This window comes from Clostridium estertheticum (genome assembly GCF_026650985.1).
Taxonomy (GTDB): domain Bacteria; phylum Bacillota; class Clostridia; order Clostridiales; family Clostridiaceae; genus Clostridium_AD; species Clostridium_AD estertheticum_C.
The window spans coordinates 2,580,026-2,601,035 of record NZ_CP086239.1 but is presented as its reverse complement, the minus strand read 5'-3'; the positions used below and the strand labels follow the sequence as shown (position 1 = coordinate 2,601,035).

The following is a 21,010-nucleotide window of genomic DNA, read 5'->3' as shown; positions in this document are numbered from 1 at the left end:
AATGTAAAACTATAGGAAAATATGAAATATTATAGATGGTTGTTTAAAAAATTAGAAAGATCAATCAGTGTAGTGTGTGCTACATTAGATTAATTAGGGGTGATTGTTAATGAAATGGTTTAATAATTTAAAAATGGTTCAAAAACTGGTGTCAGCATTTGTTTTAGTTGCATTATTTATAGGTATTGTTGGGTTTATTGGAATGACTAATATCAAAAATATCAATAAAAATCTTGAAAACATTTATAATATAGATTTAATAGGGATAAATGATATTTCTAATATCAAAGCGAATCTATTAGAAATAAGAGGAGATTTGTACTTAATACTTGATCCTATAAACAAAAGTAATATCCCAAAAAACAAAGAGAATATTCAACGGCTTGTGATAATAGATAATGCACTTATTGTAGAATATAAAACTACAATTACATCTGATTTAGATAGACAACAATTTGCGGAATTCGAAAAATTACTAGCTGATTATCGTACAAATAGAGATAAAGTAATTAAATTAGCTGAGTCAGGTGAATTTAAGAAAGCAAATGAACTTTCACCGACTCTTACTAAAATTAGAGTAGATATGTTCAAAGTTTTAGAAAAAGAGTCAAAACTAGCTATGAGTATGGCGAAAATCGATTATGATAATAGTAAAGTAACATATAATAGCTCATATGTTGAAATTACAATAATAACTTTATTAGGCTTATTTGTCGCAATTGCTTTTGGGTTAATAATTGCTATCTCGATATCAAGGAGGATAAAGAAGGTTGTTATTGTAGCTGAAGCGCTTTGCGAAAATGATTTGTCAAAAACTGTTAATATTTACAATGATGATGAAATTGGTATTTTAGCAAAAGCTTTAAACAAAGCGATATTGAATTTAAAAACATTAATTTCTGAAATATCAGAAAGTGCTACTGATATTAGCGCTACCAGTGAAGAACTATCTGCTACAACAGAAGAGATATCAGCAAAAATGGATCTTGTTAATGAATCCGTAAGACAAGTATCGATAGGTGCAGAACAGTTAAGTGCCACAACAGAGGAAGTAAATGCTACCACAGAAAGTATTGCGGAGAATGTGTCAGATGTAACATTAAAAGCAAACAATGGAACTAAGATTGCTAGTAACATAGAAGTAGACGCAGAAAAGATCAGTAAAAATGCTGAAATTAATGCGAATATTTCAAATAAAATATATGATGAGAAGCAAGAAAGAATATTAAAAGCAATTGAAGAAGGAAAAGTTGTTAGTGAAGTTAAAATAATGGCAGATGAAATAGAAAATATAGCAAGTCAAACAAACCTTCTTGCACTTAATGCAGCTATAGAAGCAGCAAGAGCAGGAGAACAAGGTAAGGGGTTTGCTGTGGTTGCAGATGAAGTTAGACAACTAGCTGAAGATTCATCAAGTACGGTTAAAAAAATTCAAGAGGTAACTGCAAAAGTTGAAAAGGCATTCCAAAATCTTTCCATCAATGCTCAGGATGTATTAGCCTTTATGGATAGTAATGTTAAACCGGATTATAAACTGTTTGTAGATACAAGCAGGAAGTATGGAACAGATGCAGTAGTCTTTAATAAGTTGACTTCAGAGATTGGAGATTCAATGAATATTGTAAATGAAACAGTTTCAGAAATTAAAAAAGCAATTGAAAATGTATCAGCTACAGCTGAGGAATCGGTAGCTAGTACAGAAGAAATACTCGCAAGTGTTAACGAATCAGTTATGGCCATTGGGGAAATAACAAAAGCTTCTCAAGACCAGGCAATACTAGCGGAGAAATTAAATAGTATGGTTCAAAAATTCAAATTGTAAATAAAATACAAAAAACCGATAAGAGCTTATAAATTTTATCGGTTTTTTATATAATGTTTCATATTATATGTAATATTTGTATTTGATATTTTATTTAAGATAAGTTACTATGTGAAAACATTATCAATGTCCTTGCTTTTTATAGATTATAATACATCATTTTTCTTAGTATATCTTATTTTGAAAACATGGTTACAGTTATTTATATAAATACTTATGATTTTGAACATAATTTGCTGAAGTATTAAACTGTAATAATTATGTTATAATATATAGAATGTATGAATCTGGTATGCTAAAGGGGGAATCACATAATGGATAAAATTGATAAAACTACATTAAAACATTTGGAGCAATATCCAGGTGTGAATAAAATGTTTAGCCCAATAAAGAGTACAAAAGTTTACGAACAAGTAATTGACCAAATAAAGAATATGATTGATCAAGGTATGCTTAAAAAAGGTGATAAACTACCTTCAGAGAGAAGTTTAGTGCAACAATTAGAAGTGAGTAGGGCTTCGATTCGGGAGGCTCTTCGGGCATTAGAAGTCATTGGACTTATAGATTGCAGACAAGGGGAAGGAAGTTATATAAAGGCAAGTTTTCAGGATAATTTATTTGAACCACTATCAATTATGTTTATGTTAGAGGGAAGTAATCAAGAAGAGATATGGGAGCTCAGAAAGATTATGGAGGTTGAGGCTGCAGGCCTTGCTTCAAAGAGAATAACGGATGAACAATTAATAGAGCTTAAGGAGCTTACACAAAAATTTATAAATTGTGATGATGAAGATATTAATTCTGAAATAGATAAAAAATTTCATTATAAGATTGCAGAATGCTCGGGTAATGTTTTAATTTTTGATATTCTTAAAACAGTTTCAACACTTGTAGATCATTTTATAAAGGATGCAAGAAAATTAATAATAGTTCATGAAGGAAATAAAGAAATTCTTTTTTCTCAACATAATGAGATATATTTAGCGATGGAAAGACATAGTTCCTCAGATGCCAGAAAAGCAATGAGAGAACATTTAGATTTTGCAAATAAGTATAAGAGCGAAAGGACAATATAATATTATTATAAAATCATGGGTGAGGGCAATAACGAATATTGCTCTCACCTTTAATTTTATAATAAAAAAAATAAACATTGTTAACTACTTAACAATTATAGAAATATTCTAAATAGTGTGTTACTATTAATCCATAGAAGGTCAGACCATACTACCAGTGATAAATCATAAATCTCTATACAAAATGTAGGAGGAATAAATATATGGAAATTTTAGTTTGTATAAAACAAGTTCCAGGTACTTCAAATGTTGAAGTGGATCCAGTTACAGGAGTTTTAAAAAGAGATGGTGTAGATTCTAAAATGAATCCTTTCGATTTGTTTGCATTAGAAACAGCTCTTAAAATTAAGGAGCAAAAGGGTGGACTAATTAAAGTTATAACTATGGGACCCCCTCAAGCAAAGGATGTTATTCGCGAAGCATATATGATGGGAGCAGACGAAGGTGCACTAATTTCCGATAGAAAGTTTGCAGGAGCAGATGTTCTAGCTACATCTTATACAATTTCCCAAGGGGTAAGAAAAATGGGTAAATTTGATCTTATATTATGTGGAAAGCAAACAACTGATGGTGATACTGCACAAGTAGGACCAGAAATGGCTGAATACCTAAATATTCCACATATTGCAAACGTCTTAAAAATAATAGAATTGAAGGAAAAATCAATTGTTGTAGAGATGGATATGGCAAATACTATAGAAGTAGCTGAGATACAATTCCCATGTCTTTTAACTGTAGACAAAGATATATATCAACCAAGGCTTCCGTCTTATAGGAAAAAAATAGCTACAAAAGATAGAGAAATAAAAATGATAACATTAAATGATTTTGAAGATAAAGATGAAAAAAAATATGGACTTAATGGTTCACCAACACAAGTTGAACGAATATTCCCACCAGATGTAAATAATGATCGTGAAACATGGACAGGTAGCGGTGCAGAACTTAGTTTAAAAATGGCAACAAAACTTAAAGAATTAAAATTCGTATAATGAATTAAATTATATAAGAAGGGTGGAATTCTAATGAGTAAATTAATTTGTCACCAAGAGAAAGTAAATGAATCAGTTGCTAAAGAACTAGTAAAGGTTTGTCCTTTTGGTGCTATTGAATATAACGATGGAAAAATAGAAGTTAATGCAGGATGTAAAATGTGTAAGATTTGTGTCAAAAAAGGTCCAACCGGAGTAATGGAATTTCTTGAAACGAAGGCAGTTCAAGTTGATAAGAGTTTATGGAAGGGTATAGGAGTATATGTTGATCATGTAGAAGGAGTTATACATCCTGTAACAATGGAACTTATTGGAAAAGCGAGAGAACTTGCAGCAGTTGTTAATTTCCCAGTATATTGTGTTTTCATTGGCCACAACATAAAAGAGAAAGCAAAAGAATTATTACATTATGGTGTTGATGAAGTATTTGTATACGATTACGAAGAGCTTAAGGATTTTAGGATAGAACCTTATACTGCAGCATTCGAAGATTTTGTAAATAAGGTAAAGCCATCATCATTACTTGTTGGTGCAACAACTATTGGTAGATCACTTGCTCCAAGAGTTGCAGCAAGATTTAGAACCGGACTTACTGCTGACTGTACAATACTTAAGATGAAAGAAAATACGGACCTTGTGCAGATAAGACCAGCTTTTGGTGGTAATATTATGGCTCAAATTATATGTCCAAATACAAGACCACAAATGTCTACAGTAAGGTATAAAGTCATGAATGCTCCTGAAAAAAATTGTGATGAGAAAGGTAAAATTACAATTTGTGAAATAGATAGGGCAAAATTAAGATCTAACATTGAGGTGTTAAAGGTTACTAAAAAAGAAGTTGAAGAAAACATTTCAGATGCAGAGGTAATTATTGCAGTTGGAAGAGCGTTAAAGTCAGAAAAAGATCTTGTTATGATACAGGAACTTGCAGACTTACTTAATGCCCAAGTAGCTGGAACAAGACCAACAATTGAAGCTGGTTGGATTGATGCTAAAAAACAAATTGGTCTATCTGGAAGAACAGTTAAACCTAAATTAATAATAGCTCTTGGAATTTCAGGTGCAGTTCAGTTTACAGCCGGAATGAACAGTTCAGAGCGTATATTTGCAATAAATAAAGATCCCAATGCATCGATATTTAATGTAGCTCATTATGGAATAGTGGGAGACATATATGAAATAGTTCCTCAATTGATCCAAAATATTAAAAACTCAGGAGCTGAATATTGTATTCGTTAATTTCTAACGATACTTAAGCACCAAACTTGATAATTAAAGAAGCGTAAAATATAATAGTTAAAATCGGGGAGGTAATCTTATGAGTTACAAAAAACTTGATGGTAAGGATATAGAGTTTTTAGTGTCTATATTAGGAAAAGATAGAGTGTTTACTGGTGATGATATAAACGATGATTTCAGTCATGATGAGATGGGTGGAATAAGTAAAATGCCAGAAGTATTAGTTGAGGTTCTTACAACTGATGAAGTGTCAAAAATCATGAAATATGCATCTGATAATGTTATTCCCGTTGTAGCAAGAGGTTCAGGAACAGGACTAGTTGGAGCATCAGTTCCAATATTCGGCGGAATAATGATTAATATGTCTAGGATGAATAAAATACTTGAAATTGATGAAGAAAACTTAATGTTAACACTCGAGCCAGGTGTACTTCTAATGGAGATAAGTAAATATGTTGAAGAGTTTGATCTATTTTATCCACCAGATCCAGGAGAAAAATCAGCAACAATTGCTGGTAATATAAATACTAATGCAGGTGGAATGAGAGCGGTTAAGTACGGAGTTACAAGGGATTATATAAGAGGACTTGAAGTAGTGCTTCCAAGTGGAGAAATACTTGAAGTTGGAGGAAAGGTAGTTAAGAATTCTACTGGTTACAGCATAAAAGATTTAATATGTGGTTCTGAGGGAACCCTTGGGATAGTTACGAAAATAATATTAAGACTATTACCACTACCAAAGAAAGCGGTATCATTATTAATACCTTTCCCTAATCTTGATATGGCAATAAACACAGTTCCTTTAATAGTTAAATCAAAAGCAGCTCCAACTGCTATAGAATTTATGCAAAGAGAAGTTATTCTTGCTGCTGAAGAATTCCTTGGTAAAAAGTTCCCAGATAATTCTTCAGATGCATATCTTTTATTAACTTTTGACGGTAATACTATAGAAGAAATAGAAAAAGCTTATGAAGGTGTAGCTAATATTTGCCTAGAGCAAGGTGCTCTTGATGTATTTATAACGGATACAGATGAGAGAAAAGAAGCTGTTTGGTCTGCAAGAGGAGCTTTTCTTGAAGCAGTTAAAGCAACAACAACTTATATGGATGAATGTGACGTTGTTGTTCCAAGGAATATGGTTGCCAAGTTCATTAATTACACTAATGAACTTCAAAAGGAATTTAATATAAGGATAAGAAGTTTTGGTCATGCAGGTGATGGTAACTTACATGTATATGTGCTAAAAGATGATCTTACGGATGAAGTATGGGATAAAAAAATTGCAGAAGTATTTGAAGCAATGTACAGCAAATCAAGGGAACTCAAAGGTTTAGTATCAGGAGAACATGGTATTGGATTTGCAAAAAAAACATATATGTTAGAACAATTAGGACCTGTGTATGTAGGACTTATGAAAAATATAAAATTAGCATTTGATCCTAAAAATATATTAAATCCAGGAAAAGTTTGTGAATAAAGCAGGGAATATCGTCAATGTCTTTTGTAGATATTGGCGATATCTTATATTGAATTTATTCACTTGTATGCTGGCTGCTCCGAAGAAGTAAGAAAATCAATTGAACCAGTCGTGGTTAGTATAGCAGGGTTAGATCGTTATGCCCAAATTATGAAATAAAGAAAATTGTATAAATCATTGAGTTGTTTTAAATATTGTGATAAGATTAAATAAAGTGGTAGTACCATACTACCATCTAATAATATTTCTATAAAAATTAATCAAATCAATTTATATAAAATGGTTCTTTATAAAAAATTTAATATGCAATTTTTCTATCAAGAAAACGATTTAATAAAGTAAAAGTGTAAAGGAGAGGGAAAGTATGAATATTATTTTATGTGTAAAGCAAGTTCCAGATGATTCTATTGAAATCCATTTGGATAATAAGACGAAAAAACCTAATTTAAATGGAGTAAGTTTGGTAGCAAATGCATTTGACACATATGCATTAGAGTTAGCAGTTCGTTTTATAGAAGCTAATGGAGGAAATGTTAGTGTGTTAAATGTTGGAGCAGATGATTCTTTAAATACATTAAAAAATTGTCTTTCTGTAGGAGCTAAAGAAGCATTCTCTGTAAAAGATGATTTATATGCAGATTTAGATGGTACTTCCACAGCGGATGTTTTGGCAGATGCTATTCATAAAATTGAAAAAGATAAGGGTGAAAAATTTGATTTAATTCTTTGTGGAAAGGAATCCACAGATGAAATTACTGGTCAGGTAGGAGCAATACTTGCTGAAAAATTGAAAACAAGTTTCGTTAGTAGTGCAATTGAAATCAATTTGAAAGATGGTGGCATGGAAGTTCATCAAGAAACTGAAGAAGGATATAATATAGTTTCTATAGAATCTCCAGCTGTAGTTACAGTAAGTAAACCAAATTATGATCCACGTTATCCTAGTATTAGAACTAAGATGGCAAGTCGTAAGGCAATCATTCCAACTTACAGTGCAGCAGAAATTGGAGAGGTAAAACAATCAAAAGTACGTTGTATTGAATATGTTGAACCTCCTAAGAAAGAGGCTGGTATCAAGATCCATGAGAAAGATGCGTCGCTAGCAGTAAGTGCTGCTATTGAGCAAATGAAAAAAGATAAAACAATCTAATTAAGGGGGAAAACGAAATTATGAAAGCATTATTGTTTATTGAAACAGATGGAGAAAAAGTATTAGGCGGAAGTCTTGAATTGATAAGTGCAGTAAAAGCATTAGATGCAGAAGGAACAGCTATTATAGTAGGTAACAGGGCTTTGGCAGATACAGTAGCAACTTTTGGAATTCCAGTTATTTTTACAGAAGCTTCTACAGACTGCGACACTTTGACAGAAGTTTTATCACAAATGGTTACGCAGCAAAACCCAGATATTCTTCTACTTGCAAATACAGCACTGGCTAAAGATATTGCACCACGCATTGCAGGACGTATGGAATTAGGATTTGTAAGTGACGTAATAGGAATGGATAAAACTGATGGTAAAGTTATATATACTAGACCAGCTTATGGTGGTACAATTTTAGAACATATTGAAGTAGATGGCACAGCTGTAGTTATAGTTAGAAATGGAACCTTTTCAAAACCAGAGGCTGCTTCAAATGCAGGTGTTACAGAGAAAAAAATAGAAATTCCAGCGAGTGTTGTTAGGGCAAAAATTATTGATACAGTAAAAGATATTTGTGAAACTGTCAATTTAGAAGAAGCACAAGTTATTGTTTCTGGTGGACGTGGAATGGGAAATGTAGAAAATTTTAAACTTGTTGAAGAATTAGCACGTGTACTTGGTGGTGAGGTAGGTGCAACAAGACCAGCAATTGAAGATGGATGGATTTGTCGTACACACCAAGTTGGACAATCAGGAAAGATTGTAGCACCAAAACTTTATATTGCTTGTGGTCTTTCTGGAGCAACACAACATACATCTGGAATGACAGGTGCTAAGTATATTGTGGCAATTAATAAAGATGAGGAAGCTCCAATTTTTGAAATTGCAGATATAAGTATTATTGGAAATGTAAATGAAATTCTTCCAGTTATGATTGAAGAAATGAAAAAAGTAAAAGCAAAATAAAGGCACTAAAGGGAGTATTTTTGTTACATTAGTCGCTGCATTACCATTTGGTAAAGCAGTGCAAGCATGATCTCCCTTTATTTTAATATCTGCAATGTAAATGTTTACTTAAAATTTGTATAAATGATTGAATTGTCTTAGATATTGTGATAAACTTAAATAAAGTGGTCATACCATAGTACCAATAAATAATATCTAGTAAGAAAAAGTTTAGAAAGGAAGGATTATTATGGTTAAGTATAATCAATTGACAGAAGAATTAATCTTACAATTACAGGGGGCAGCTCCAGGACATATTTTAACAGGTGATGATATCAATGAAGATTATTCTCATGATGAAATGCCTATATATGGGAAAAAAGCCCCGCAAGTTGTATTTATTGCACACTCTACAGAGGAAGTTGCTGCAGTAGTGAAAATATGTAATGAAAATAAGATACCAGTAACTCCAAGAGGAGCAGGAACAGGACTTGCAGGAGGAGCAGTTCCACTACTCGGAGGAGTTTTAATTGATATTACAAAGATGAATAAAATACTTTCTTATGACTTAGAAAATTTTGTTGTTCATGTAGAGGCAGGAGTACTTCTCAAGGATCTTGCAGAGGATTGTGCAAAACAAGGATTACTTTATGCTCCAGATCCTGGTGAAAAACTCGCTTGTCTAGGCGGAAACGTTGCAACCAATGCTGGTGGAATGAGAGCTGTTAAATATGGCGCAACACGTGATTACGTACGCGCAATGACAGTTGTTCTACCAACAGGAGAAATTACTAAGTTTGGAGCTACAGTATCAAAAACAAGTTCAGGTTACAGCCTTTTAAATTTAATGATTGGTTCAGAAGGTACCCTTGGAATTATTACAGAACTTACTTTGAAAACAATTGTAGCACCAAAGGAAGTTGCAAGTTTAATTATTCCTTTTGAAAATTTAGATGATTGTATTTCTGCTGTTCCTAAATTTAAAATGGAACACATGAATCCACAAGCATTGGAATTTATGGAAAGAGAAATTGTTTTATGTAGTGAAAGATATATTGGAAAGAGTGTATTCCCTCAAGTAATTAATGGGGTAACTGCAAATGCTTATTTACTTGTTACTTTAGATGCAAGTAGTGAAGATGAATTAAATGACCTTATTGAACAAGCAAGTGAAATAGTATTAGAAGCAGGAGCAATTGATGTTCTTGTAGCTGATACACCTTCAAAAATTAAAGATGCATGGGCTGCACGTTCTAGTTTCTTAGATGCAATTCTTGCAGAAACAAAATTATTAGATGAATGTGATGTGGTAGTTCCAATAAATAAAATTGCTTCTTATCTTGCGTTTGCAAATAAGGTTGGCGAAGAGTGTGGATTAACTATTAAGAGTTTTGGACATGCAGGAGATGGGAATCTTCACATATACCAATGTAGTAATGATTTAGATGAAGCAGAATTTAAAATAAGAGTTGAGAAATTCTTTGATATTATTTATAAAGAAGCAATAGATTGTGGCGGACTTGTTTCAGGAGAACATGGAATAGGTAGTGGAAAGATCAGCTATTTAGAAGAGTGCGTTGGAAAAGTAAATATGGAATTAATGAAAGGCATTAAAAAAACTTTTGATCCGAATTCTATTATGAATCCAGGTAAAGTATGCTCTCCAATAGATGGTGTCAACTAATAAAACACAATAACCAAACACTTTAAAAAAAAGAAAGGTAGGTAATTGATATGAATTTTATACAAGATGAAAATAACCAACAATTACAAGAAATGTATCGCGAATTTGCAGAAAAAGAGGTAAAACCAATCGCAAAAGAAATTGATGAAAATATGCGCTTCCCAGCAGAAAATATACCCAAAATGGCTGAAATGGGCTTGCTTGGAATTCCATTTCCTGAAGAATACGGTGGAGCTGGAATGGATACATTAAGTTATGTACAATGTGTAGAAGAATTATCTAAAGTTTGTGCAACAACAGGTGTTATTGTTTCAGCACATACAAGTCTTTGTGCAACACCAATTTTCACATATGGTACAGAAGAGCAAAAACAGAAATATTTAAAACCACTTGCTTTAGGTGAAAAATTAGGCGCATTCGGATTAACAGAACCTTCTGCCGGAACTGATGCATCTTTGCAAAAGACAACAGCTGTACTCGAAGGAGACCATTATGTATTAAATGGCAGCAAGATCTTTATTACTAATGCAGGATTTGCAGATATATATATTATTTTAGCTATGACAGATAAGAGTAAGGGAACAAAGGGTATTACAGCATTTATAGTTGAAAAAGATTTCCCTGGTTTTACTGTTGGAACTCATGAATTAAAGATGGGAATTAGAGGGTCTTCTACATGTGAATTATTCTTTGATAATTGCATAGTTCCAAAGGAAAATCTTTTAGGAGTAGAGGGTAAGGGATTTAGTCTTGCAATGGCAACTCTTGATGGAGGCCGTATTGGTGTTGCAGCGCAAGCTCTTGGTATTGCAGAAGGTGCAATAGAAGAAACTATAAAATATGTTAATGAACGTGTTCAATTTGGACGTACTATTTCAAAATTCCAAAATACACAATTTGAACTTGCTCAAATGCGTGCAAATACAGAAGCTTCAAAACTTTTAGTATATCAAGCTGCATGTGCAAAGGATAATCATGAAAGATTTACACATTTCGCTGCTATGGCAAAATTAGTTGCTTCTAGAAATGCAAGTGATGTAACAAGACGTTGTTTACAATTATTTGGTGGATATGGATATTCAAGTGATTATCCAATTGAAAGAATGATGCGTGATGCAAAAATAACAGAAATTTATGAAGGAACATCAGAAGTTCAAATGATGGTCATTTCTGGATGGATGGGTGTTAAATAATAGATAACTAAAGTTAAATAAAAAACAAATGAGGAAAAGTTTGTGAATAAAGTCAATAATATCGTCAATGTCTTTTGTAGATGTTGGCGATATATAATATCATGATGTAGTCGGTTTCACTACTGTATCTAATCTTACTAAGTAGAGGAGATAATAAAAAATGAATATGTATTTATTATTTTTTATAGCACTTATTCCTATTGTATGGCTAATGGTATCTCTTGGTGTTTTAAAAATGCCAGGACATAAAACTTGTTCAATTACGCTTGCAATTACAATAGCACTTGCGATTATCGTTTGGAAAATGCCAATAGGTCAGGCACTTACAGCAACAGTTGAGGGTGCATCAATGGCAATTTGGCCAATAATTGTTGTAATAATAGCAGCGGTGTTTACCTATAATCTTTCTATTCATACCAAAAGTATGGATGTAATAAAGGACATGATGACAGGAATAACAACTGATAGGAGAATACTCGTTTTAATTGTTGCTTGGGGTTTTGGTGGATTTCTCGAGGCAATTGCAGGTTTTGGTACAGCAGTTGCAATACCTGCAAGTATTTTAGCTGCACTTGGGTTTGATCCGATATTTGCAGCGATAATATGTCTTATTGCAAATACAACGCCAACAGCTTTTGGAGCAATAGGATTACCTGTAACAACTCTCGCAAAGGTTGCATCAATTGATCCAGTTACTTTAAGTTATGCTGTTGGTATTCAATTATTTGCGTTAATTGTAGTTTTACCATTGATACTCGTAATGCTTACAGGTAAGAGTGTGAAGGCGATAAAAGGAGTCGTGTTTATTTCTATTGCATCAGGTCTAGCTTTTGCAGTGCCAGAACTTTTAGTAGCAAAATATCTTGGAGCTGAACTTCCAGCACTAATTGGATCAATAATATGTATTATTGTAACAGTTACGATAGCTAAAGTATTCTATAAAAAAACTGCAGCTAAAGATGCAGTTAATATACCTGTAAAAAAGGCTTTATTAGCTTGGGTGCCATTTATATTAATTTTAGCTTTTATATTAATAACAAGTACTTTAGTTCCAGCAATAAACAAACCATTATCAGCTATAAAAACTTCAATACAAATATATACTGGTCCACATGCAAAAATCAGTACTTTTACATGGATTGCAAATCCCGGGACACTTATAATTATTGCAACATTTCTAGGGGGACTTATTCAGGGAGCTAAGTCGCGAGAAATAGTAAAGGTATTCACGGATACTTGCAAACAAATGTCTAAAACTGCAATTACAATACTTGCTATAGTTTCTTTAGCAAAGGTAATGAGTTATAGCGGAATGATAACATCTATTGCTGTGGTACTCGTTGCAGCAACAGGAGGATTCTATCCATTATTTGCACCGGTAATAGGAGCTCTTGGAACATTTGTAACTGGTAGTGATACTTCAGCTAATGTACTCTTTGGGCCGCTTCAAGTTGAGGTTGCAAGAAATCTTCATATGAGTCCTTATTGGTTAGCAGCAGCGAATACTGGTGGCGCGACAGCTGGTAAAATGATTTCGCCTCAAAGTATTGCAGTTGCAACGGCCGCTACTGGAATTGTAGGCGCGGAAGGTAAGATATTAAAGGCAACTTTGAAATTCTGTTTAGTATATGTGTTAATCTTAGGGTTGATTGTGTACTTTGGATCAAAATTCTTTACAATGTAGGGAGGAATAATAATGACTAAAGTTAAAATACCCTATTCAAAACGGTTTTTAGAAATTGAAATACCAGACAAAAATTTGGTGGCAATACTAGAATCAAAAGCACATGATTACAAAGTAGAAAGCACTCAGGAGGATATTGTAAATAAGGCATTAGATAATCCTATTGGAAGTGTAAAATTGGAAGAATTAGTTAAAGGTAAAAATAACTTAGTATTAATAACTAGTGATCATACAAGACCGGTTCCTAGTAAAGTAACACTTCCAATATTACTTAGGAGAATAAGATCAGCTAACCCTAAAATTGATATAACAATATTAATTGCTACTGGTTTTCATAGACCTACAACAAGGGATGAAATGATTAATAAATTTGGACAGGAAATTGTAGATAATGAAGTGATAATAAATCATGTATCTGAGGATTATAGTAATATGGTTAGCGTTGGAATTCTTCCCTCAGGTGGAGAGCTATTACTTAATAAAGTTGCAATGGAAGCCGAACTTTTAATTTCGGAAGGTTTTATAGAACCACATTTCTTTGCAGGTTTTTCAGGGGGACGAAAAAGTGTTCTTCCTGGAGTGGCATCAGCAAAGACAGTTATGGCAAATCATTGCTCCGAATTTATAGCAAGTGAGTATGCACGTTCTGGGGTTCTTTTAAACAACCCAATTCATAAGGATATGTTATATGCTGCGAAAAAAGCTAAGCTAGCATTTATATTAAATGTCGTTATTGACAGCGAGAAAAATGTTATAAATGCATTTGCAGGAGATAGTGAACTTGCACATGCTAGCGGATGTAAATTTGTAATGGAACTTGCATCTGTAAAAGCTGTTAAAGCAGATATTGCCATATCAACTAATGGAGGATACCCACTAGATCAAAATATATATCAGTCTGTAAAAGGCATGACAGCAGCTGAAGCAACTTGCAAGGAAAATGGTGTTATAATTATGGTGTCTGCTTGTAATGATGGACATGGTGGTCAGTCTTTTTATGACAATATAGCAAATGCCAGTAGTCCACGAGAAGTACTTGATAGGGTCATTAAAGTTGGAAGAAATGATACTGCGCCAGATCAATGGGAATTCCAAATACTTGCACGGATACTTGATAAATTTACTGTAATACTAGTTTCAGATATGTGTGACCCGCAGATGATAAAAAAAATGCATATGCAGCATGCATTCACATTTGAAGAAGCACTTGAAAGAGCATTTAAGATAAAGGGTAATGATGCTAGCATATCAATAATACCAGATGGAGTTTCAGTAATAGTAAGATAAATTTTAACATAGTAGCAAAAGAAAAGATGATTTTTGTATTATGAACTGTAAACTAGATATTAGACACTAAAAAAAAGTGACTAGTATCTAGTTTTATTATTTTTTGTTGTTATAATAGGATATATAGTAATATTACATAATTATAAAATAAAAGAAGATTAGTGTGAAATTAATAACGACAAAATATTAATAAAAATTTAAAATAACCTTGCAATTTTACATTTTTATGCTTAAAATTTAAGCTAAGAGATATTAATAAAAGTGTTAGAGCTGAGGGAGGGATTTAAATGAAAATTGTTCCGGTTGAAGAAGCATTAGGAATGGTATTATGTCATGATTTAACAAAAATTGTCCCGGGAGAGTTTGATGGTGTTGCATTCAAAAAAGGACATGTAATATCGGAAGAAGATATACCCAAAATGTTGGATATTGGGAAAAAAAACATTTATGTATGGGAAATTCAGGAAGGCATGATTCATGAAAATGAAGCTGGAGAAAGAATGGCAAGAGCGGCAGCTGGGAATGGAATAGTTTTCACTAAGCCTTCAGAAGGTAAAGTAAAATTGATAGCTAAATGTAAAGGATTACTGAAAATAAATATAAAAGCTTTAGAAAAAATTAATATGATAGATGAGGCAATGGTTGCAACTTTACATACTGATATTGTGGTAGATGAAGGGAGTGTGATTGCAGGTACAAGAATAATACCTCTTTTTATTGAAGATTCTAAAATAAAACAAATCGAGAGTATTTGTAAAGAAGAAGGACCCATCATTTGGGTAGTGCCATTAAAAAATATGAAGGTGGGTATTGTGACCACCGGTAGTGAAGTTTATAGTGGTAGAATATCAGATAAATTTGGACCTGTCATTAAAAATAAAATTAATGAAATTGGAAGTCAAGTTATCAAACAAATCATTGTAACAGATAGTGAGAGTATGATTGCAGATGCTATAAATGAATTACTTACACTAGGTGTTGACATGGTTGTTGTTACTGGAGGTATGTCAGTAGATCCTGATGATGTTACGCCGGCAGGAATAAGGAAAGCTGGAGCAAAGGTTATATCTTATGGAGCACCTGTACTTCCGGGAGCAATGTTTTTAATGGCATACATGGGTGATATACCTGTTCTTGGACTTCCAGGATGTGTTATGTACAACAAACGAACTGTATTTGATCTTATACTTCCTAAGATTTTAGCTGGTGAAAAGATAAAAAGGGGAGATATTACAAAGCTAGGTCATGGTGGGTTATGTGTTAATTGTGAAGTGTGTGATTTTCCAACTTGCAGTTTTGGTAAATGTTAATAAAGGGGCTGAGCCTTTATAAATGAAGGCTGTACCTTTTAAAATAAAAAAAGAAAAGGGGAGTTAAAATGTTAAAAAAAATACTGAATATTAATGGTCTTAAAAGAACAGTCATTGTTAGTCCAGAAATTTCACTCGCTGATGTTTTAAGAAAACAGTTATTTCTTACAGGAACCAAAGTAGGTTGTGGAAAAGGTGAATGTGGCGCATGTAATGTAATATTGGACGGTAAAGTTGTAAGATCATGTATAGTTAGAATGAAAAGAGTACCAGATGAAGCTGAAATAACAACAATTGAAGGAATAGGATCACAGGATGATTTGCATGATATTCAATTTGCATGGATGATACATGGTGCGGCACAATGCGGATTTTGTACTCCCGGTTTTATTGTAAGTGCAAAGGCACTTTTAGATCAAAATAATAATCCTACAAGAGAAGAAGTAAGAGCCTGGTTTCAAAAAAGTAGAAATGTTTGTAGATGTACAGGATATATTCCGCTCGTAGATGCAGTAATGGAAGCTTCAAAGCTTATGCGTGGAGAGGTTACAAGGAAGCAATTGTGGTTAAAGCTTCCAGAAGGTGCAAGTTTAGTAGGAACTGAGACAGTAAGACCTTCTGCTTGTGCAAAAGTAACAGGCACTTGGGAATTTGGAGCTGATCTTGGATTAACGTTACCAGAGGATACCCTCCATATAAAACTTGTTCAAGCTACAGTTTCTCATGCAAATATTATATCTATTGATACTACTGATGCTGAAACTATGCCTGGGGTATATAGAGTTTTAACTTATAAGGATGTAAAGGGAACAAACAGAATTAATGGTTTAGCCTTCCCATCAAATAAAGGTGATGGACTTGAAAGACCAATTTTAAATGACAAGAAAATTTTCCAATTTGGTGATGCAATTGCGATGGTACTAGCAGATACACCTACTCATGCAGAAGACGCAGCTAAAAAAGTTGTTGTTGAAATTGAAGAATTACCAGCATATATGAGTGCACCAGCTGCTATGGCAGAAGATGCTATTGAAATTCATCCAGGAACACCAAACATATATTTTGAAACAAAGGTTGTTAAGGGAGAAGAAACTGCACCGCTTATGGAAAGTTTACCATATGTTGTTGAAGATGATTTATATGTAGGAAGACAGCCTCATCTTCCAATAGAGCCAGATGTAGGATTTGCTTATTTTGATGAAGAAGGTAAACTAATAATTCATTCAAAGAGTATTGCATTACATTTCCATGCTCTTATGATTGCTGAGGGTATTGGACTTCCATTAGATAAGGTAATGATTGTACAAAATCCAACAGGTGGAACTTTTGGTTATAAATTTAGTCCTACAATTGAAGCTTTACTTGCTGTCGCTGCAATGGATACAGGAAAACCAGTATATTTAGAATTTAATATGTATCAACAAATCACTTATACTGGAAAGAGATCACCATTCTGGATGCATGTAAAATTAGGTGCAGATAAATCAGGAAAATTACAAGCACTAGAATCAGATTGGTCTTGTGATCACGGTCCTTATTGTGAATTTGGTGACCTTGTTACAACAAGGGGATCTCAATTCATTGGTGCCGGCTACAAAATAGACAATATTCGTGGATTTGGTCGAACTGTTGCTACAAATCATGGATGGGGTGCAGCTTTCAGAGGGTTTGGTTCACCACAAGCGTTATTTGCATCAGAACAAATGATGGACGAGCTCGCAATTAAGATGGATATAGATCCACTTGAACTTAGATATAATAATGCACTAAGAGAAGGGGAAGTAACTCCAAACGGTTGCAAACTTGATGTATATGTTATTCCACAATTGTTAGATAAAATTCGCCCATATTATGTTAAGGCAAAGGAAAATGATAAAGAAAAGAATAAAATAAGCGAGAATAAGAAATATGGTTCTGCTATATCAGTTCTTATGTATAGTTGTGGGCTTGATGGAGCAGATTCATCAGAGGCATGGGTAGAGATAACTAAAAAGGGTGTAACTGTTGCTAATTCATGGGAAGATCATGGTCAAGGAGCAGACATGGGAACACTTACCATGGCACATGAAACATTAAGAAAAGCTGGTTATGAACCAGAAGATATCAAACTTATATTAAATGATATGAACTTTACACCTAATAGTGGTCCTGCAGGTGGAAGTCGTTCTAATGTTCTTACAGGAAATGCTACTAGAGTTGCCTGTGAAAATTTACTTGAAGGACTTAAGAAAGATGATGGAACATACAGAAATTATGATGAACAGATTGCAGAGGGAAAACCAACAAGATATGATGGAAAATGGACTGCACCATGTACTGCGTGTGATGTTGAAACAGGGCAAGGTAACCCATTCCCAGTTTATATGTATGGAGTATTACTCGCAGAAGTAGAAGTGGATTTAGCTACTGGGAAAACTCATGTTGATAAATTAACATGTATTTCAGATGTAGGAACTATTATAAATAAACTTGTAGTTGATGGTCAGATACTTGGAGGACTTGTTCAAGGTATTGGTCTTGCATTGTATGAGGATTTCGAAGATCTTAAAAAGCATACAACACTTACTGGTTGTGGAATTCCTCAGATTAAAGATGTAACAGATGATATAACATTATTATATCTTGAGACTCCAAGACCACTTGGACCTTATGGAGCAGCTGGTGCTGGTGAAATGCCGTTATCATCTCCTCATTCAGCAATCATAAGTGCAATATATAATGCTTGTGGAGTTAGAATAACACACCTTCCGGCTTATCCAGAAAAAGTTCTTGCTGGAATTAAAAAATTAAATAAATAATTATTGTTTATTAGTGGAACCTAAAGTGAAATATAAAAAATTCATTTTAGGTTCCATTTAAAACAATATTGGAGGAATAACATATGGATTTAGAGAAACTTCTTTCCATGCAGAAGTTATGCATAAATGATAATCCTGCTACATGTGTTACTGAGTGTCCAATTCACGTTGATGTGAAAGGATTTATATGCGAGATAAGAAAAGAAAATTTTGAAGAAGCATATAGGATACTGAATAAAAGAATGCCATTTATTAATATAATAGGACTGGTTTGCGACCACCCTTGTGAAAATCTCTGCGTAACTAATATTAATGGAAATGCTATCTCAATTCATGAGCTTGAAAAGGCAGTTGTAATTTATGGAAGCATGGCAAAAATAAAAACACTTCCTATGCCTAAGATTGATAAAAAAATTGCGATTATTGGTGGCGGTATAAGTGGAATTACTTGTGCTTATGACCTTAATAAAAAAGGATATAGTGTTGATATATATGAAAAAGAAAATGAAATAGGTGGATCTCTTTTAAAAATGCCTGAAATAATACTTAATCCAGAACTAATTAAAGAAGAAATTATTAAATTAGAAGAGCAAGGCATTGAAATAAAATTAAACCAAGAAATTACTCCTGAAAAATTAAAAGGCCTCACTCTTGAGTATGATGCAGTTTTTATTGGCAGCGGAGAATGGAGTGAGAAATTAAACGTAAATGATGTGACAATGCAAACAGAAACTGAAAAAGTTTTTGCTGGTGGACGAATAGTTAGCGGATGTGAATCTGTTATACAGTCAGTACAAACAGGAAGATGCGCAGCAGTGTCTATAGATAGATTTGTATATAAAAAATCTCTTACTGCACTTAGAGAAAAAGAAGGGGCTTACAAAAGTATTCTTAAGGCAGATATAGAAAATGAGAAAATATCACCAAGAATAAAGTCTTTAAATGTTACGTTTACAAAGGAGGAAGCAATTAATGAAGCTCTAAGATGTGTTCAATGTGAATGCCATAAATGTGTTAAAGCTTGTGTTCATCTTCAAAGGGTGAAATTGGATCCTAAAGCATATATAAGAACCATAAACCAAAATGAACGTATTATTCTTGGAGATCATTATGCAAATAAAACAATAAATTCTTGCACAGAGTGTGGTCTATGTGGAGCCGTATGCCCTACTTCAATAAATATGGCAGATATAATTAAAGAAACAAGGACAAGTATGTTTTCTAGAAATAAAATGCCACTTTCAGCTCATGATTTTGCTTTAAAAGACATGGAATTTACTAATAGTAAATATTTTGAATTAATAAAACATCAACCTGGAAAAAATAATAGTAAGTATGTGTTTTACCCTGGGTGTCAACTAAGTGCCAGTTATTCAGAGTATGTTATTAAAGCATATAATTATTTAATGGAAAAACTTGATGGTGGGGTTGGATTATATTTAGGGTGTTGTGGGGCACCGGCTAAGTGGGCAGGTAGACAAGAACAATATGATAGTAGTATAGAAAAGATTAAATCAAATTTAGAAAAGTTAGGTAACCCTATTGTTATAACAGCATGCTCTACATGTTTTAGTAATTTTGTAGAGAGTTTAAAGAATATAAGAATTAAGTCTCTTTGGGAGATATTTGATGAAAAAGGGATTCCACTTGGTGCTAAATCGGGAAATGGTAAAACATTAGCAGTACATGATGCATGTACCACTAGAAATGAGAATGGGATTCAAGAGAGTATAAGAAATATTGCTAAAAGGCTCCATTATGAAATTGAGGAGCCAGAGTTTACAAAGGAAAAGACTAAATGTTGTGGTTATGGTGGGCTTGTATATTATACAAATAAGGAGTTTAGCAGGGAAGTGACTCAGGATAGAATAAAGGATTCGGATAAGGATTTCCTTGCTTATTGCGCTATGTGTAGAGATTTATTTGTATTAAAAGGGAAAAAGACATATCATATATTGGACCTTATATATGGGAGTGGTAAAGAGGAGATTTCAGACATGAAAGTTCCTACATTGTCAGAGCGGAGAGCAAATAGATTTAAGCTTAAGAAAGAATTATTAGATAATTTATGGGGTGAAAAAATGGAAATAAAGGATGAATACAACGACTTAAAAATAGTTATTGGACAGGAATTAAGAAATAAAATTGAAGATGAGCTTATTCTTGATGGAGATATTAAGAGCGTAATAGGTTATGCAGAGAAAACTAATGATAGTTTCTATAATCCAGAAAATGGTCACATTCTTGCATGGAAAAGGTTTGTAAATATAACATTCTGGGTAGAGTACCAAAAGGTAAATGATAGCTTTAATATTATTAATGCTTACAGCCATAGAATGCATGTAAAAGGAGTATAA

Annotated in this window: 14 protein-coding genes; all 14 read left to right on the top strand. The window is 33.2% G+C overall.

Going from position 1 to position 21,010, the window contains the following annotated elements; genetic code table 11:
* Nucleotides 1–109 precede the first annotated feature (109 nt).
* The 14 genes from LL038_RS12450 to LL038_RS12385 all read left to right on the top strand — a co-directional run bounded on the left by LL038_RS12450 (nt 110) and on the right by LL038_RS12385 (nt 21,010).
* On the top strand, nt 110–1,822 hold the full coding sequence (locus LL038_RS12450; RefSeq protein ID WP_216120151.1) for a methyl-accepting chemotaxis protein: 1,713 nt from the start codon (nt 110–112) through the stop codon (nt 1,820–1,822).
* A gap of 374 nt (nt 1,823–2,196) precedes the next feature.
* A complete protein-coding gene (locus LL038_RS12445) occupies nt 2,197–2,898 on the top strand; it encodes a FadR/GntR family transcriptional regulator (RefSeq protein WP_216120523.1) in 702 nt (233 codons plus the stop codon).
* Nucleotides 2,899–3,101: 203 nt separating this feature from the next.
* A complete protein-coding gene (locus LL038_RS12440; protein WP_216120152.1) occupies nt 3,102–3,890 on the top strand; it encodes an electron transfer flavoprotein subunit beta/FixA family protein in 789 nt (262 codons plus the stop codon).
* A 33-nt stretch (nt 3,891–3,923) separates the two neighbouring features.
* Nucleotides 3,924–5,132 (top strand): electron transfer flavoprotein subunit alpha, encoded by a 1,209-nt coding sequence (locus LL038_RS12435; protein ID WP_216120154.1) that lies wholly within the window; start codon nt 3,924–3,926, stop codon nt 5,130–5,132.
* A gap of 79 nt (nt 5,133–5,211) precedes the next feature.
* The gene (locus LL038_RS12430) at nt 5,212–6,609 is read left to right on the top strand and encodes an FAD-binding oxidoreductase (protein WP_216120156.1); all 1,398 of its coding nucleotides are present in this window, start codon (nt 5,212–5,214) and stop codon (nt 6,607–6,609) included.
* Between the two features lie 364 nt (nt 6,610–6,973).
* Nucleotides 6,974–7,759, top strand: coding sequence for an electron transfer flavoprotein subunit beta/FixA family protein (locus LL038_RS12425; protein WP_216120159.1), 786 nt, complete (start codon nt 6,974–6,976; stop codon nt 7,757–7,759).
* A gap of 20 nt (nt 7,760–7,779) precedes the next feature.
* Nucleotides 7,780–8,718 (top strand): electron transfer flavoprotein subunit alpha/FixB family protein, encoded by a 939-nt coding sequence (locus LL038_RS12420; protein ID WP_216120161.1) that lies wholly within the window; start codon nt 7,780–7,782, stop codon nt 8,716–8,718.
* 229 nt (nt 8,719–8,947) lie between these two features.
* Entirely contained in the window at nt 8,948–10,381 is a 1,434-nt protein-coding gene (locus LL038_RS12415) for an FAD-binding oxidoreductase (RefSeq protein WP_216120163.1), read from the top strand.
* Nucleotides 10,382–10,431: 50 nt separating this feature from the next.
* Complete coding sequence (locus tag LL038_RS12410) at nt 10,432–11,574, top strand: acyl-CoA dehydrogenase (protein ID WP_071611910.1); 1,143 nt, start codon at nt 10,432–10,434, stop codon at nt 11,572–11,574.
* 160 nt (nt 11,575–11,734) lie between these two features.
* Nucleotides 11,735–13,258, top strand: a complete 1,524-nt coding sequence (locus tag LL038_RS12405) for an L-lactate permease (RefSeq protein ID WP_216120165.1) — start codon at nt 11,735–11,737, stop codon at nt 13,256–13,258.
* Between the two features lie 12 nt (nt 13,259–13,270).
* A complete protein-coding gene (gene larA / locus LL038_RS12400) occupies nt 13,271–14,545 on the top strand; it encodes a nickel-dependent lactate racemase (protein ID WP_216120167.1) in 1,275 nt (424 codons plus the stop codon).
* A 287-nt stretch (nt 14,546–14,832) separates the two neighbouring features.
* On the top strand, nt 14,833–15,855 hold the full coding sequence (locus LL038_RS12395; protein ID WP_216120169.1) for a molybdopterin-binding protein: 1,023 nt from the start codon (nt 14,833–14,835) through the stop codon (nt 15,853–15,855).
* A 68-nt stretch (nt 15,856–15,923) separates the two neighbouring features.
* A complete protein-coding gene (locus LL038_RS12390; RefSeq protein WP_216120171.1) occupies nt 15,924–18,653 on the top strand; it encodes a molybdopterin-dependent aldehyde oxidoreductase in 2,730 nt (909 codons plus the stop codon).
* 83 nt (nt 18,654–18,736) lie between these two features.
* On the top strand, nt 18,737–21,010 hold the full coding sequence (locus tag LL038_RS12385) for a pyridine nucleotide-disulfide oxidoreductase/dicluster-binding protein (RefSeq protein ID WP_216120173.1): 2,274 nt from the start codon (nt 18,737–18,739) through the stop codon (nt 21,008–21,010).